Source organism: Amycolatopsis circi (genome assembly GCF_003385235.1).
In the GTDB taxonomy this organism is placed as follows: domain Bacteria; phylum Actinomycetota; class Actinomycetes; order Mycobacteriales; family Pseudonocardiaceae; genus Amycolatopsis; species Amycolatopsis circi.
Genome location: NZ_PQIA01000187.1, coordinates 1 through 14,274, shown reverse-complemented (window position 1 = coordinate 14,274; position 14,274 = coordinate 1). Strand labels below are relative to the sequence as shown.

General features: G+C 68.5%; 14 protein-coding genes and 1 pseudogene. 13 read left to right on the top strand and 2 right to left on the bottom strand.

Annotation, left to right across the window (positions count from 1 at the left end; genetic code table 11):
* Positions 1–548: 548 nt before the first annotated feature.
* Positions 549–1,577 (bottom strand): CobW family GTP-binding protein, encoded by a 1,029-nt coding sequence (locus D0D37_RS42715; RefSeq protein ID WP_116206266.1) that lies wholly within the window; start codon positions 1,575–1,577, stop codon positions 549–551.
* Positions 1,578–1,692: 115 nt separating this feature from the next.
* On the opposite strand from D0D37_RS42715, the gene D0D37_RS42710 reads away from it, so the two are divergent.
* Positions 1,693–2,670, top strand: coding sequence for a nucleoside-diphosphate kinase (locus tag D0D37_RS42710; protein WP_116206265.1), 978 nt, complete (start codon positions 1,693–1,695; stop codon positions 2,668–2,670).
* A gap of 14 nt (positions 2,671–2,684) precedes the next feature.
* Here D0D37_RS42710 and D0D37_RS42705 read toward each other — a convergent pair whose 3' ends face one another.
* The gene (locus D0D37_RS42705) at positions 2,685–2,879 is read right to left on the bottom strand and encodes a hypothetical protein (protein ID WP_116206264.1); all 195 of its coding nucleotides are present in this window, start codon (positions 2,877–2,879) and stop codon (positions 2,685–2,687) included.
* 71 nt (positions 2,880–2,950) lie between these two features.
* Here D0D37_RS42705 and D0D37_RS48955 point away from each other — a divergent pair.
* The 12 genes and pseudogenes from D0D37_RS48955 to D0D37_RS42655 all read left to right on the top strand — a co-directional run.
* Positions 2,951–3,052 (top strand): annotated as a pseudogene (locus D0D37_RS48955) (NAD(P)-binding protein); the annotation flags it as partial.
* 47 nt (positions 3,053–3,099) lie between these two features.
* Positions 3,100–3,558 (top strand): Rossmann-fold NAD(P)-binding domain-containing protein, encoded by a 459-nt coding sequence (locus D0D37_RS47670; protein WP_244223876.1) that lies wholly within the window; start codon positions 3,100–3,102, stop codon positions 3,556–3,558.
* Complete coding sequence (locus D0D37_RS47665) at positions 3,468–4,073, top strand: Rossmann-fold NAD(P)-binding domain-containing protein (RefSeq protein WP_208720534.1); 606 nt, start codon at positions 3,468–3,470, stop codon at positions 4,071–4,073. The genes D0D37_RS47670 and D0D37_RS47665 overlap by 91 nt, the downstream gene beginning before the upstream one ends.
* A 973-nt stretch (positions 4,074–5,046) precedes the next feature.
* Positions 5,047–5,838: a YqcI/YcgG family protein gene (locus D0D37_RS42695; protein WP_116206263.1), complete on the top strand. Its 792-nt coding sequence runs from the start codon at positions 5,047–5,049 to the stop codon at positions 5,836–5,838.
* A gap of 13 nt (positions 5,839–5,851) precedes the next feature.
* Positions 5,852–6,670, top strand: coding sequence for an arginase family protein (locus tag D0D37_RS42690; RefSeq protein WP_208720533.1), 819 nt, complete (start codon positions 5,852–5,854; stop codon positions 6,668–6,670).
* A gap of 34 nt (positions 6,671–6,704) precedes the next feature.
* Positions 6,705–7,565, top strand: coding sequence for a diaminopimelate epimerase (gene dapF, locus D0D37_RS42685; RefSeq protein ID WP_116206262.1), 861 nt, complete (start codon positions 6,705–6,707; stop codon positions 7,563–7,565).
* The gene (gene cysK / locus D0D37_RS42680) at positions 7,540–8,502 is read left to right on the top strand and encodes a cysteine synthase A (RefSeq protein ID WP_116206261.1); all 963 of its coding nucleotides are present in this window, start codon (positions 7,540–7,542) and stop codon (positions 8,500–8,502) included. The genes dapF and cysK overlap by 26 nt, the downstream gene beginning before the upstream one ends.
* Before the next feature lie 22 nt (positions 8,503–8,524).
* On the top strand, positions 8,525–9,628 hold the full coding sequence (gene metX, locus D0D37_RS42675; protein WP_116206269.1) for a homoserine O-acetyltransferase MetX: 1,104 nt from the start codon (positions 8,525–8,527) through the stop codon (positions 9,626–9,628).
* A 30-nt stretch (positions 9,629–9,658) separates the two neighbouring features.
* Positions 9,659–10,396: an SDR family oxidoreductase gene (locus D0D37_RS42670; protein WP_116206260.1), complete on the top strand. Its 738-nt coding sequence runs from the start codon at positions 9,659–9,661 to the stop codon at positions 10,394–10,396.
* Entirely contained in the window at positions 10,390–11,295 is a 906-nt protein-coding gene (locus tag D0D37_RS42665) for an ATP-grasp domain-containing protein (protein WP_244223875.1), read from the top strand. Before D0D37_RS42670 ends, D0D37_RS42665 begins: the two co-directional genes overlap by 7 nt.
* A 140-nt stretch (positions 11,296–11,435) precedes the next feature.
* A complete protein-coding gene (locus tag D0D37_RS42660; protein WP_116206259.1) occupies positions 11,436–12,284 on the top strand; it encodes an aminodeoxychorismate lyase in 849 nt (282 codons plus the stop codon).
* A 533-nt stretch (positions 12,285–12,817) separates the two neighbouring features.
* Positions 12,818–14,014: a CynX/NimT family MFS transporter gene (locus tag D0D37_RS42655; RefSeq protein WP_116206258.1), complete on the top strand. Its 1,197-nt coding sequence runs from the start codon at positions 12,818–12,820 to the stop codon at positions 14,012–14,014.
* Positions 14,015–14,274 lie beyond the last annotated feature (260 nt).

Genomic DNA, 14,274 nt, shown 5'->3' with positions numbered 1-14,274 from the left:
GATGTGGCGTTGGGCGCGTCCCGCGCACCCAACGCCACATCGGAGCGCTAGCCCCCACCCGAACCGCAGCCAGCGCACCCAACGATCGAGGCACCCTCAGACCGTCAGCACAATCAGCTTCGGGGTGCCCCACGCAACCAACGCACGCAATGTCGCCGCCAGGCGACGAGCCGAAACCTCACCCCAACGGCAAATCAAACGCCAACTGCTCCTCCGCACCAAGCCCCCACCGCCGCACCGGAAAGAGAAGCCACACACCCAGGACAAGGCGTGACATGCCCAGTCCCCGGCTCAGTCAAATCCACGGGCGTCCAAGTCCGGGAATCCCGCTCCCCGCAGACAGAACGCCGATACCGAAGATCATCCGCACGAGTCATCAGATGCGCGACAGGATCATCCTCAGGCAGCGCACCGACCAAATACCACCGAGCCGCAATCGTCTTCGCCATGGGAACTCGTCCTCCAAAGAGGCTGCTTCGAGCTACCCGGCCATCCTGCGACTCCCAGACCGCTAATCGCCGCGTTTAGACATCTTCGGCGTGGCGCGATCACCCTTCGGAAGGCGCGGGATCAGGCTCGTCCAAATACCGAAGAAACCGCAGAAGTCCCCGCTCATCAGGCCCTTCGTCCTCGGCGACACAAGCAGCGAGCCGCCGTTCAATCTCAGCCGAATCAATCCCGGCCCCGATCAACACCAGCTCAGTCCGACGCACCCCAGCAGGCCAACCCGACCGCTCAACCTGCACAAACGCCCCCACGGTATGCAGCCCGAACCGAGACCGAGACTCCGTCGACCCCAGATCGACCTGCCCCTTCACCCGATACAACCCAGCGGGCCGACTCTCCAGAAACGCCATGAACCGCCGAGGCGAAAGCGGTCGATCAGACGTGAACGTGACGCTCTCGTACCGCGCATGCAAATGCTCGGAATGATCATGCTCGCGCAGATCGTCAAAGGACAACTGCCCGTAACTCTCCCGAGGCCGAGGATCGAAAAACAACGACGGATCAACCCGTCCACGCTCCGTCAACAGCACCGGCACCCCGGGCGCGTACTCCTCGACCACACCCCGGACCTTGGCCAGCGCATCAGCATCAGCCCGATCGACCTTGTTGAGAACCACCAGGTCAGCCACCCGCAGATGCTCAGCAAGCTCCGGATGCCGAGCCCGGGTGGCCTCGAACTCCACGGCGTCGACCACCTCGACCAGCCCGCGGTACCGGATGTCCGGGTTCTCGCTGGCGATCATCAACCGCAGCAGATCACGAGGCTCCGCGATCCCGCTGGCCTCCACGACGATCACATCGATGCCAGCCTCCGGCCGCGAGAGCTTGCCGAGCATGGCGTCGAGCCCGCTGGCGTCGACCGCACAGCACAGGCAGCCATTGCCGAGCGACACCATGGTGTCGACCTGCCCGGCGACAGCGAGCGCGTCGATGTTCACGCGGCCGAAGTCGTTGACCACCACGCCGATCCGGACGCCTTGGCGGTTGGCGAGCAGGTGGTTGAGCATCGTGGTCTTGCCCGCACCGAGAAAACCTGCGACAAGCACTACCGGAACCCGCTGCCTGGCCACGCGTCAACCCTCCTGTCGTTCGGGGCATCGACGATACCTGGGGCGGCCGCGACGACAGCCGTAACCCGCTCGGCGGTCGCGAAAGGGACGGGTGCCGTCGTGGCAGGATGAACGGATGATCTGGACGCCGGGCAGGGAGGACCGGGTCGACGGCATGCCGACGGCCGAGGAATGGCGGCAGTTGTCGGTCGTGCCGGAGAAACGGGAGGTCTTCGGCTACGACCTGTACTTCCGCGAGGGTTGGGCGGACGTGCTCTCGGTGTTCGGCAGCGACGTGGCCGACGTGCTCGGCGGGCTCGCGATGCTGGTCGTCAAACCGGACGCAGTGGTCGGACGCAGGCTCGGTCCCGTCGTGGAGTACTTGGCGGACAACGGTTTCGTCCCGGTCGCCACCACACGGTTCGGCTACACCCGGCATTCGATGCGCGAGGTATGGCGCTACGACTGGCACATCTACACCGTCGACCGGCTGCAGCTGTGCACTTTCTGGTATCTCACCAACGATGTGCTGCTGTTTCTGGCGCGCGACGTCCGCCCGGTCGCGGGATTGCCCGCGACGGTCCGGCTCTGCGAGCTGAAGGGCGTCGGCGATCCGGTCCAGCGTCAGCCGCATCATCTGCGCACCAAGCTGAACCCGCCCAACCGGATCCTGAACTTCGTGCACGTCGGCGACGAACCCTCGGACATCGTGCGCGAGCTGGCGATTTTCCTCGACCGTCCGGAGCGGCTTCGGTTTCTCCAAGACCTGCGGGCACACCTCGCCGAGGACCGCACGGCGCAGGCGCGAGCCGAGATCGCTGCCCTTGAAGCGGATTGCCCGGCGCACGACCTGGATATCGACGCGACGCTGGATCGGCTGGCTTTGGTGGCGGGGGAGTCCGCCGTTGGCCGATTGCGGGAAGTCGTCGCGGGCGGCGATCGGATCGCCTGGGACGAGCTGGCCGAGTTGGTGCCGTTCGACAAGGCCGACCGCTGGGACGTGATCGTGACGGCGTCCTTTGTGGTGCACAACGAACGTCCGGTGCCGCACGCGTTGCTGCCGCCGGTTTCACCGGATGCATGGATCGCGCAGGCGGTGGGGACCCCGTCGTAGAAGCCGGGCTTCGTCTACAAAGGACGCCGGGCCCAGGACACCGGATCCGGGTTGGAGATCAGCTTCGCTTCGCCGGGCTCGTCGCATTCGATCAGGCTCGCCCCGACCGCGGCGAGGTCCCAGCGATCGACCTCGGCTCCGCTTTCGGCGACGGCCTCGGCGACCTCGACCCAGGCCACGGAATCCCCGAACCGCAAGCGTTTCAGCATGATGGTGACCGTGCTACCTATCACTGAAAGGGAGACCGGAACATGGCAGTGCGAAGGCTTTGAGAGTCCTGGTGTGCGGAGGCGGCGTCGCTGGTCAGGCGGTGGCCTGCTGGCTGGCGAGAGGCGGCCACCGGGTCACCGTCGTCGAACGCCGCCCGGTGCTGCGGGCCGCGGGCGCGCAGATCGACCTGCGGGGCAGGGCATCGAGGCGGTCGACCGGATGGGGCTGCTCGACGCGGTGCGCGGCATCCGGGTCGACGAGCCGGGAGTGGCGTTCGTGGACGGACGGGGCCGCCGGTGGGGCACCGTGCTGGCCAACACTTCCGGCAAGGGCCAGCAGACCATGACCTCGGAGTACGAGATCATGCGCGGGGACCTGGTGCGCGTCTTGCACGAGGCGGTCAACGACGACGCGCGCTTCGTGTTCGGCGTGGGGGTCGAGAGCTTCGGGCAGGACAGCGACCGCGTCCGCGCGCACTTCTCCGACGGCTCGGCGGAGGAATTCGACCTCTTGATCGGCGCCGACGGGCAGGGTTCGCGCATCCGCCGGGGCATCCTCCCGGCCGGCCCCCCTCCCCGTACTGGCCGGTGGGCATCCACCTGGCGTACTGGTTCGTCCCGCGCGACGCGACCGACGACAGCGTCCGCGAGAGCTACAACGCGCCCGGCGGCCGCTTGATCATCCGCCGCAGCCACAACCCCGCTCAGACCCAGGTCTACTTCGCGCTGCGGGAGAACTCCGAGGAAGCGACCGCGGTGCACCGGCAACCGGTGGAACAGCAGAAACAGTTCTGGGCGGACCGGTTCCGCGACGCGGGCTGGCAGACCGGACGGTTCCTGGACGGCATGTGGGACACCGAGTTCTTCTACTCCCAGGAAGCCGTCCAGGTCCGGACCGACACCTGGTCGCGGGGCCGGGTCGCGCTCGTCGGAGACGCCGGGTATTGCGGCTCTCCCTACAGCGGCAGGGGCACGTCCGCCGCTCTGGTCGGCGCCTACGTCCTGGCTGGGGAGATCAACCGGAACCCGGCTGACCTCCCGGCCGCATTCGCGACTTACCGCGCGACGCTGCGGCCGTTCGTCGATCGCGTGCAGGGCGAGGTCAATCCGAAGGTGCTGCGCTTCGGTTTTTTCCGCAAGGCAAGGCGGGAATCGGCGTCATCCGCGCCGGGGCGGCGGCAGCCACGTTCCTGAAGATTCCCGAACTGGCAGCGCGATTCGCGAAAGAAGACCGCGGCGGCGACTGGCAGCTTCCGGTCTACCCCGGCGTCCTCAACGCCTAGCGGCTCACGCGCGTCCGATGTGTGAAGCACCGATGAGCAGTTCGCCAAGAAATGCCGAACGGCTCCGAAGGTGCCCCGCCGCACGCAGCCGATGCCGACGCGGCTGGTTCGTCGGGAATATGCGGAGTTCCGTCGCCTTGCAGCCGGGATGCCGGATTCGGGACTGCATCTGCGGGTCCTGCGCGCACCTTTTCTCCGCGTGCGCTGCGCGGAACTCGCGAGTACCAAGTGTCTACTGTGGACGTAGGGGATTTGTCCGTACCCGCAGGCGTTTTCAGTGGTCCGGACCAGTCGCTACGGGTGATCCCGCACTCCTCCTGGTGGCGATTGCGCCGGATGCAGCAGGCTGATTGCTCGGTTCCGGGTCTTGTCTCGACACATTCTCCGCCATTCCTTGATTTCGCGTAGAATGTTGTTCACCCGGATGGTCGCTGCGCCGGTTTGCCGGGGTCCATAGAGTCTTCAGGGCAGCGCTGGTCCAGTGGGGGAACAACCGCCAGCGGCTCCGATTCGCGGCTCGTACCCGGCCGCGCTGGGCACGGACGGGTGCGGGTGAGCCCCGGACGCGCCGCGGGCGGCACCACCGGCCGGCTGCGCGAACACCTCGTAATCGCACGGCATCGAGCACGCTGCACTCCCGAGAACCCCAGCACTGCGCACCCGAGCACCACCGCGACCACCCGCGCCACCGTCCGCACCGGGCCGGCGGCGCTTCGCATGCCCGGACGATCGACGCCGCACCGGAGCGGCCGTCGACCAGCCGGAATCCGTTCTGCGGGCCTGCCGGAGAAATTTCCGCCCGGCCGGCGCCCGCGCGACTGCGGCCCGGCCGGACGGCGGAAAGGACCACGTATCCCGAGGAAGAAGATTCCCGGAGGGCCGGAATGCACCGACTGATCGAATCCCGCAGCACCGCCCTGATCACCCAGCCGGAGGCCGAAACATTCGGAAACGACTGGCGCGCCGCGGCGTTCCGCGACGTCGAGTCCAGGCTCACCGATCGCGGTTTCCCTTGTGTCTTCTCGAGAAACGCGTTCCGGAAGAGGCTGCTGCTGTTCGCCTTCGCCGAGGACGCCGGACCGGACGGCATCGCGAGACTCGGTGCCGCGCTCGCTGATTACGTCGAGCTTTCCCGTAACTGGAACGGACATCTCGACACCGCCTACCCGTTGCTGATCGTGTTCTCGCCCGCGGCCGTCTCCGCCCGGTCGGTCGCCGAATACCAGGCGTTCGGCTGGGCAGCGATCCAGAAACTGCACCACGTCGACCCGGCGCCATGGCCGGAGAGCGTCGGCACCGACCCCGGCGAAAGCTCGTGGTCGATGTGTTTCAACGGAATGCCGTTGTTCGTCAACATGAGCAACCCCGCACACGAGGTCAGGCGCAGCCGCAACCTCGGCGAGTGTTTCGTGCTCGTGGTCAACCCGCGCGAGCGGTTCGACGTCGTCGCGGGCGACACCCCGAGCGGCCGCAAGGTCCGCGGCAACATCCGGGCGAGGATCGACCGCTACGACGGCGCCCCGCGCGCCCGCCAGCTCGGCTCCTACGGCGTCGCCGGGCTCGAATGGTGGCAGTACGGCCTGCCCGAGGACGACGTCGACCGGACCGATGCCTGCCCGTTTTCCTTCCGGGCAACCGAAACCACGCAGCCAGAAGGGGCCGCGGCCCCTACCTGATCGGAGACAGGCGATGATGGAAGTGATCGTTTCCCAAGGTCGCATCGGCGACCGCGGCTCGGGAATGATCGAGGGCGCGGCCCGCACGGCGGGTGCGCTGGAAGAGCGCTACGGCATCGAGACGCGCTTCGTCGGCACTCCCGCCGGTCCGGAGGACGACGACTGGACGGTCAGCCTCCCGGCGGCGGAGGAGACGCTTACCCTGCTGGCGCAAGCAGTTTCGGCGAGCATCGCGGCCGGACGGCGCACGGTGCTCGTGGTCAACACTTGCTCGGCCAGCCTGGCGACACTGCCAGCTGCGGTCCGGGCCTACCCGGACTGCGTGGTGCTGTGGATCGACGCGCACGGCGACTTCAACACCCCGGACACCACGGAATCCGGTTACCTCGGCGGAATGGCGCTTTCGGGTGCGTGCGGCCTGTGGGAAAGCGGCCACGGTGCCGGCGTCGACCCCAGCCGGGTCGTCCTCGTCGGCGCGCGCGACATCGATCCGTCCGAACGCGAGCTGCTGGACAAGGCGGGCGTCCGGATTCTCGCGCCGGCGGACGGCACCGGACAGCGGGTCGCGGCGGCGGTCGGCGGCGCGCGGGTATGGGTGCACATCGACTGGGACGTGCTCGAACCGGGCACGGTGCCCGCCGACTACTCCGTGCCGGACGGCCTGCTGCCCAACCGGATCCGCGAGATCCTGGAGGCGATTCCGGCCGCCGACATCCTCGGCGTCGAACTGGCCGAGTTCGCCGCGACCGGCGACGAAAGCACCGACGCGCGCGCGACCGAGTCCATTATGGACATGGTCGCCCCGGTGTTCGCGACCGCGGCGGCGCGATGAACCGGCGCACGACGGTCATCGGGAGGCGGCGCGGGTGAGTCCTTCGCTTCCGTTCACCAAAATGCACGGGTGCGGCAACGATTTCGTCGTACTTGACCTGCGGGCCGCTCCCGCGCCTTCGCCGGAACTGTGCCGGGCGCTCGCCGACCGGCACACCGGCGTCGGCTGCGACCTGATCCTCGGGATCCGGCCGCCGCGCAGCGGTTCCGCGGTCGCGGCGTTCGAGATCTGGACCGGAGCCGGCGAAAGCTCGCTGCAGTGCGGCAACGGCGCCCGCTGTGTCGCCTCCTGGATCATCCAAAATGGACTGGCGCGTCCGCCGTCGTTCGAGATCGACAGCCCGAGCGGCACGCATCCGGTGGAAGTGCTGGGCGACAACGTGTTCAGCATCGGGCTGACCGTTCCGCGGTTCGCTCCCGAGCAGATCCCGCTGTCCCGCTTCGCGAGCCGGGACGGCCGGTACGAGGCCGCGCTGGCGGACGGGACTCCCGTCCGCTTCGCCGCGGCCTCCACCGGCAACCCGCACGTCGTGCTCGAAGTCGACGACGTCGCCAGCGCCCCGGTGGCCCGGCTCGGCCCGGCGGTGCGAGCGCTGCCCGGGTTGCCGCCGACGGTCAACGTCGGATTCGCCGAGGTCGTGGCGCGAGACCGGATCCGGTTGCGGGTCCACGAGTTCGGCGCGGGCGAGACGCTCGCCTGCGGCAGCGGGGCCTGTGCCGCGGCCGCGGTCCTGATCCGGGCCGGGCGGCTCGACCGGAACGTGACGGTCGAGGTGCCCGGCGGAGAACTCCGGATCGGCTGGCCCGCCGGGGAGGAGCCGATCGTCCTGGCCGGTCCGGCCACGACTGTGTACGAAGGAGAGTTCCGTCATGCCGCTGTACTCCAGCATTCTTGACACGATCGGCCGCACGCCGATCGTGCGGCTGAACCGGATGGCGCCCGCGCACGTCTCGGTGTATGTCAAGGTCGAGTCGTTCAACCCGGGCGGCTCGGTGAAGGACCGGCTGGCGCTGGCCATCGTCCTCGACGCCGAGGCGAGGGGAGCGCTCAAGCCCGGCGACACGATCGTCGAGTGCACGTCCGGCAACGTCGGCATCGCGCTGGCCATGGTGGCGGCCGCGCGCGGGTACCGGTTCGTCGCGGTCCTCGGCGACACTTACTCGGTGGAGCGGCGCAAGCTGATCCGCGCGTACGGCGGCAAGGTGCTGCTGTTCCCCGGCCACCTCGGCAGCCTCGGCGGCAACCGGATCGCCGACGAGCTGGCCGAGAAGCACGGCTGGTTCCGCGCCCGGCAGTTCGAGAATCCGGCGAACCCCGCGTATCACCGGGAGACCACGGCCGCGGAAATCCTCTCCGACTTCGCCGGGAAGCGGCTGGACACCTTCGTCACCGGATTCGGCACCAGCGGCACGATCACCGGCGTCGGGCAGATGCTCAAGCTGGCTCGACCCGAGGTGCGGACCGTCGTGCTGGAACCGGAAAAGGCGGCTGTGCTGGCCGGGCAGTCGTGGAATCTGCACCAACTGCAGGGTCTGGCTCCGAACTTCGTCCCGGACGTGATGGACCGCACTGTGATCGACGACCTGGTGACGGTTGACGACGAGCTGGCTCGGGACACCGCGCGCCGCCTCGCTGCCGAGGAAGGGATCTTCGCCGGAATGTCCGCGGGCGCGACCCTCGCCGCAGCGTTGCGCGAGGCGGAGAATTCGCCCGAGGGCGCGGTACTGCTCGCGATGCTGCCCGACACCGGCGAACGGTATCTGTCCAGCTTCTGGTTCGAGGGGATCAGCGACGGTTCGGACGACGAATGGCTGGCCTCGCTGGGCGAGTGACGCGACCACCTGGGGAAGCATGATGCACGAGTTCATTCCTCCGGCCACGCGGTTCGCCCGGTTGCCGGAGAGATTCGCCATGAAACGCGGCGGCGTACTGCACGGCGCGCGCGTCGCCTACGAGACCTTCGGACAGCCCACGGCGGCGGCGGACAACGTCGTTCTGCTGCTCACCGGGCTTTCGCCGGACGCGCACGCCGCTTCCAGCCCGGAGGACCCGAGGCCCGGCTGGTGGGAGCCGATGCTGGGGCCGGGCAAGCCGATCGACACCGACCAGTGGCACGTGATCTGCGTGAACTCGCTTGGTGGCTGTCAGGGGTCGACCGGGCCTGCCTCCAACGACCCGGCGACCGGGAAGCCGTACCGGCTCGGCTTTCCCGATCTGTCCATTGAGGACATCGCAGACGCCGCGGCGAACACGGTGCGGCACCTGGGATTCGAGCGGCTGGCATGCGTCGTCGGCGCCTCAATGGGTGGAATGAGCGCGCTGGCTTTGCTGGCGCGGCATCCGGATCTGGCGCGTAGTCACATCAGCATCTCCGCGGCCGCGCACTCGCTGCCGTACTCGATCGCGATCCGTTCCCTGCAACGGGAAGCGATCCGCTTCGATCCATTGTGGAACGACGGACAGTACATTCCGGAGCGTTACCCGGAACGCGGCATGCTGACCGCGCGCAAGATCGGCCTGACCACGTACCGGTCGGCGCGGGAATGGGAACGCCGGTTCGGCCGCGCGAGATCCGGGGCGGGGGACGCCGCGTTCGGCCCCGAGTTCGCCATCGAGTCCTATTTGGACCATCACGCGCGCCGGTTCGTGCGCCGGTTCGATCCCAACAGCTACCTCTACCTCAGCCGCAGCATGGACTGGTTCGACCTCGGCGAGCTGTCCGGCGGCAGCACCGCCGAGGCGCTGGCTCGGCTGCGGCTCGACCGGGCGCTCGTGATCGGCACGCAGACGGACGTCCTGTTCCCGCTGCACCAGCAGCGGCAGATCGCCGACGGACTGCGGGCAGGAGGCGCGGACGTCGAGTTCCTGGCGCTGGAATCCGATCTCGGCCACGACGCGTTCCTGGCGGACCTCGACAGTTTCGGTCCGCCGGTAGCGAAATTCCTGTCCGCCCTGTGACCGCCGGACCGACAAGAGAGCGAGTCTGATTTGGACGACACCATTGCCCTGGTCACCGGAGCCAACCGCGGCATCGGGTTCGAGATCGTGCGCCAGCTCGCCGAACGCGGCGTCCGCGTGGTGCTCAGCGGGCGCAACGAGGCCGCGGTCGAGACGGCCGCGACGGGATTGCGCGACGCGGGCCTTGCCGTCGAAGGGCTTCAGCTCGACGTGACCGACCCGAAGAGCATCGCGGCCGCCGCGGCGGAGCTGGAAACCCGGCACGGACGGCTCGACATCCTGGTCAACAACGCGGCCGTGCGGATCGAGAAGTACGGCAAGAATCCGTCCGAGCAGACGCTGCCCGAATGGCGGGAAACCTTCGACACCAACCTGTTCGGCCTGGTCGAGACGACGCTGGCGCTGCTGCCGCTGATTCGCCGGTCGTCCGCCGGGCGGATCGTCAACGTGTCGAGCCTGCTCGGTTCGCTCACCCTGCACAGCGACCCCGAGTCCTACACCCACAGCGAGACCTTCAAGGCGCTTCCGGCCTACAGCGCTACGAAAAGCGCGGTGAACTCGTGGACCGTGCACTTGGCGTACGAGCTGCGGGACACGCCGATCAAGGTCAACTCGGCACATCCCGGCTACACCAGGACCGGGATGAACGACGGAGCCGGCGACCTCGAACCGCCGGACGGCGCGGTGACGAGCGTCGACCTCGCGCTGCTCGACGAGGACGGCCCGAGCGGCAGCTACGTGCACGCCGGGAAGGTCCTGCCGTGGTGACTCGCACCGTCGCTCTCGTGACCGACCGGGTCAGCCTGCCCATCGACTACGACATGCCGCTGCTGCGCGAGGCCTGCGCGAAGATCGGGCTGGACACCGAGGTCTGCCAGTGGGAAGACGCCGAGGTCGACTGGTCGCGGTTCGACGCGGTCGTACTGCGCTCGCCCTGGAACTATGTCGACCAGCTGCCGGAGTTCCTGGCGTGGTGCCAACGAGTCGAGGACACGACGCTCCTGCTCAACCCGCTCGCGGTCGCCCGGTGGGCGCTGGACAAGTCCTACCTGGCGGACCTGGCCGCGCTCGGCGTCCCGGTCGTCCCGAGCCGGTTCGCCGCCCCTGGAGACGACCCGGACGTCGTGGTGCGGGAAGTGCTGGAGCGGCATCGCGACGCGACGGAAATCGTCGTCAAACCGGGGATCGGCGCGTATTCGCGCAACGTCCGCAGATTCATCCGGCCGGCGGCGTCCGAGGCCGCCGCGCACCTGTCGAAGCTGTTCGGCGAAGGCGGGCACGCGCTGGTCCAGCCGTATTTGGCGTCGGTCGACCGGGACGGCGAAACGAACCTGATCTATTTCGACCGGCAGTACAGCCACGCGATCCGCAAGGCCGCGATGCTGATGCCGGACGGAACGGTGCACGTCCCGACGCTCGATTTCCGCAAACCGCGCGTCGCCGACAAGGACGAACGCGCGGTGGCCTCCGCTGCTCTCGACGCCGCCGCGAGCCACCTGGGCCTGGACCGGCCGCTGCTGTACGGGCGCGTCGACCTGGTCCGCGACGACCGGGGACAGCCGCGGGTGCTGGAACTCGACATCTGCGAACCGTCGCTCAACCTGCCGTTCGGCGAAGGGAGCGCGCTGCGGTTCGCCACCGTTCTCGCCGACCGGGTCGGTGCCTGACCAACGCAACCAAAACGCGGGCTCGCGTCGGCGTCTGACGGAGCTGCGTGCACGGCCCCCGGCCGGGTACGCAGCTCCGTCAGACGCCGACGCGAGCCCGCCGCACCGACGGAGTCGGTGCCAAAAATAAGGATCGAGACATGCGTGTTCTTGGCTGCCTGGACGGTTCCGTAGCCGACCCGGACGACCCGCGGATCAAGGTCGCCGACCTCGGCCTGCTGCGCGGGGACGGGGTCTTCGAGACGGTCCTGATCGAGGACGGCGAACCGCGAGAACTGGACCTGCACCTGGACCGGCTGGCCCGGTCGGCGCGGATGCTGGAGCTGCCCGAACCGGACGACACGCAGTGGGAACGGGCCATCCGCGCGGTGGTCGACCACTGGCCCGACGACAGCGAAATCGCGATGAAACTCATCTACACCAGGGGATTGGACGCCGAGCCCGACTCCCCGCCGACGGCTTTCGCGCTCGGACTCGAGATCAGCCCGAAGATGCTGCGCGAGCGCACCGAAGGGATCGCCGCGATCACCCTGGAACGCGGCATCGAGCCAGGCCTCGCCGAACGCGCGCCGTGGCTCCTGCTGGGTGCGAAAACGCTTTCGTATGCGGTGAACATGGCCGCCCTGCGCGAGGCGAACCGGCGTGGCGCGTCGGACGTCATCTTCACAGCGACCGACGGTTCGGTGCTGGAAGGACCGACGGTGTCGGTGGTGATGGTGCGCGGCCGGACGCTGTACACGCCGCCGCCGATCATCGGCATCCTGCCCGGGACGACGCAGGCCGCGGTGTACCGGGGTGCGGAGAGGGCCGGTTTCACCGCGAAGATCGAAACGCTGACCGCGGACGATCTGTTTTCCGGGGACGGTGTTTTCGTCGCTTCGTCGGTGCGCAAGCTGACCCGGGTGCACACTCTGGACGGGAAAGAACTGCCCGACTCGACCGGCTTGCATCGGGAATTGAGTGCGGCTTACGAATCGGTGTACCGGTAAGGATCTTGCCGACGTCGGCCGGGAGCGGGCAAGATCGGAATCGACGATTTCGCCTGCCTGCCGCCTGGTGATTTCCGGGGCGGGAGGGTGGTTGGGTATTCCGGCCAGCTCGGACGTGGCTGCCGCTTGAGGGTCCGCCTTCTGCGGTTGCGGCGCCGGGGGAGAGGATCCGATGATCGAGGACCTGGTTCTGCTGGTCGCCACCGATGCGCTGGGGATTCCCCGGCGCGGTGCGGGTTCGTGACCGCACGGCGCGGCAGCGGCGGTGGCGGACGGACGGGAGATGCCGTAGTGCTCAGTGTCGGTCCCGAGCGGCGGCCCGGTCTTGCCATCCGCGGCTCGGCAGCTCTGGAGCAGGCTGAAGGGGAGAGCCCGTTGGGCACCGAGCCGACTGGTCGACGAACCGCTTTCCATCTGCTGGGCCTTGTCGTCGGGCACAGGACCCGACCGTGTTCCGCGCCGGACTTGACCGTTAGCCCGCTCCCGCAACCTGTTCCCCACCCGCCGGAATTCCCCAGCGCGGAGGCTGCCGCATGACCGCCCGCCCTGCGCCCGCGCCCCCCGAACGCGGGACACCGTTGCGTCCCGCGCTCATCCTCGTCGGCGTCCTGCTGATCGCCACCAACCTGCGCGCCGCGATCACCACCCTCGGCCCCATCCTCAGCCTCGTCCAAACCGACCAGGGGCTGTCGTCGGTAGCCGCGTCCGTGCTGGTCAGCGTGCCGCTCATCGCGTTCGCGGTGTGTTCGCCGATCGCGCCCAAGGTCGCCGCGAAGCTCGGGCTCGAGCGGGCGCTCGGTGCGGCGGTGCTGCTGCTCGCGATCGGGATCCTGTTGCGCTCCACGCCGCCGCAGCCGTTGCTGTGGATCGGGACCGCGCTGCTCGGGGTCGCCATCGCGATCCTGAACGTTCTGCTTCCGGCGCTCGTCAAACGCGATTTCCCCACCCGCATCGGGCCGATCACCGGCACGTACACCGCGGTGCAGTCCGGCGTCGCCGCGATCGCGGCGGGGGTCGCGGTGCCGCTGGCCGGGCAGCAGGCGGGCGGATGGCGGTTGTCGCTGGGCGTCTGGGCCGGGCTCGCGCTCGTGGCGCTCGGGGTTTTCCTGCCGCAGCTGCGCCGATCCGCCGCCCCGGCGCTCGCGCAGACGACCGGCGCGGCGCGGCCGTGGACGAGCGCGCTGGCTTGGCAGGTCACGATCTTCATGGGCTTGCAGTCGCTGGCGTTCTACGTGCTGGTGACCTGGCTGTCCTCGATCGAGCATGCCGCGGGCATCAGTTCGGTGACTGCCGGGTTCCACCAGTTGCTGTTCAACCTTTCCGGGCTGGCCGGGAGCCTGGTCTGCTCCGCGTTGATCCATCGGCTGCCGGATCAGCGTGTGATCGCGGTCGTTGCGTCGCTGTTGCTGACGATTGCGTTGACCGGGCTGCTGGTGGCGCCGGGGATTGCGGTGCTTTGGGCTGTCCTCGCCGGGTTCGCGGGCGGGAATACGTTGGCGTTGGCGTTGTCCTTGTTTGGCTTGCGTACCAAGGATTATTCCGCCGCGGGGGCGTTGTCGGGGATGGCGCAGTCCGCGGGTTACACGCTTGCTGCGCTTGGTCCGGTCGTTATTGGGGCGATTCACGACGCTGCTTCGTCTTGGACGCCTGCGCTTGGGGTGTTGATCGGGTTGGCGGTGGTGCAGGCGGTGTTTGGGGGGTTGGCTTCTCGGCCTCGGACTATCGGTTGACCGGTTGATCGGTCCTAGGGACGTTGGTTGCGTGGGGCACCCCGAAGCTTGATTGTGCTGACGGGCGGCGGGTGCTTGTCAAGGCGGGAAAGATGCCTTGACAAGCACCCGCCGCCCGCAGGGAGGCTTCGTATCGGGGTTGGGGGAGGGCCGGGTGCCTCGATAGTTGGGTGCGTCGGCTGCGGCTGCGGCTGCGGCTGCGGCTGCGGTGGGTGGGTGGTCCGTGAAGGGCTCCTTGAGGGAATCCTGTTCCGTGAAGG

Bases quoted from the DNA above. Each gene is read 5' to 3' on its own strand.
- D0D37_RS42695 (WP_116206263.1), top strand. From the start codon at position 5,047: ATGCACCGACTGATCGAATCCCGCAGCACCGCCCTGATCACCCAGCCG.
- cysK (WP_116206261.1), top strand. From the start codon at position 7,540: ATGCCGCTGTACTCCAGCATTCTTGACACGATCGGCCGCACGCCGATC.
- metX (WP_116206269.1), top strand. From the start codon at position 8,525: ATGCACGAGTTCATTCCTCCGGCCACGCGGTTCGCCCGGTTGCCGGAG.
- D0D37_RS42655 (WP_116206258.1), top strand. From the start codon at position 12,818: ATGACCGCCCGCCCTGCGCCCGCGCCCCCCGAACGCGGGACACCGTTG.
- D0D37_RS42660 (WP_116206259.1), top strand. From the start codon at position 11,436: ATGCGTGTTCTTGGCTGCCTGGACGGTTCCGTAGCCGACCCGGACGAC.
- D0D37_RS47670 (WP_244223876.1), top strand. From the start codon at position 3,100: ATGGGGCTGCTCGACGCGGTGCGCGGCATCCGGGTCGACGAGCCGGGA.
- D0D37_RS42705 (WP_116206264.1), bottom strand. From the start codon at position 2,879: ATGCTGAAACGCTTGCGGTTCGGGGATTCCGTGGCCTGGGTCGAGGTC.
- D0D37_RS42710 (WP_116206265.1), top strand. From the start codon at position 1,693: ATGATCTGGACGCCGGGCAGGGAGGACCGGGTCGACGGCATGCCGACG.
- D0D37_RS42690 (WP_208720533.1), top strand. From the start codon at position 5,852: ATGATGGAAGTGATCGTTTCCCAAGGTCGCATCGGCGACCGCGGCTCG.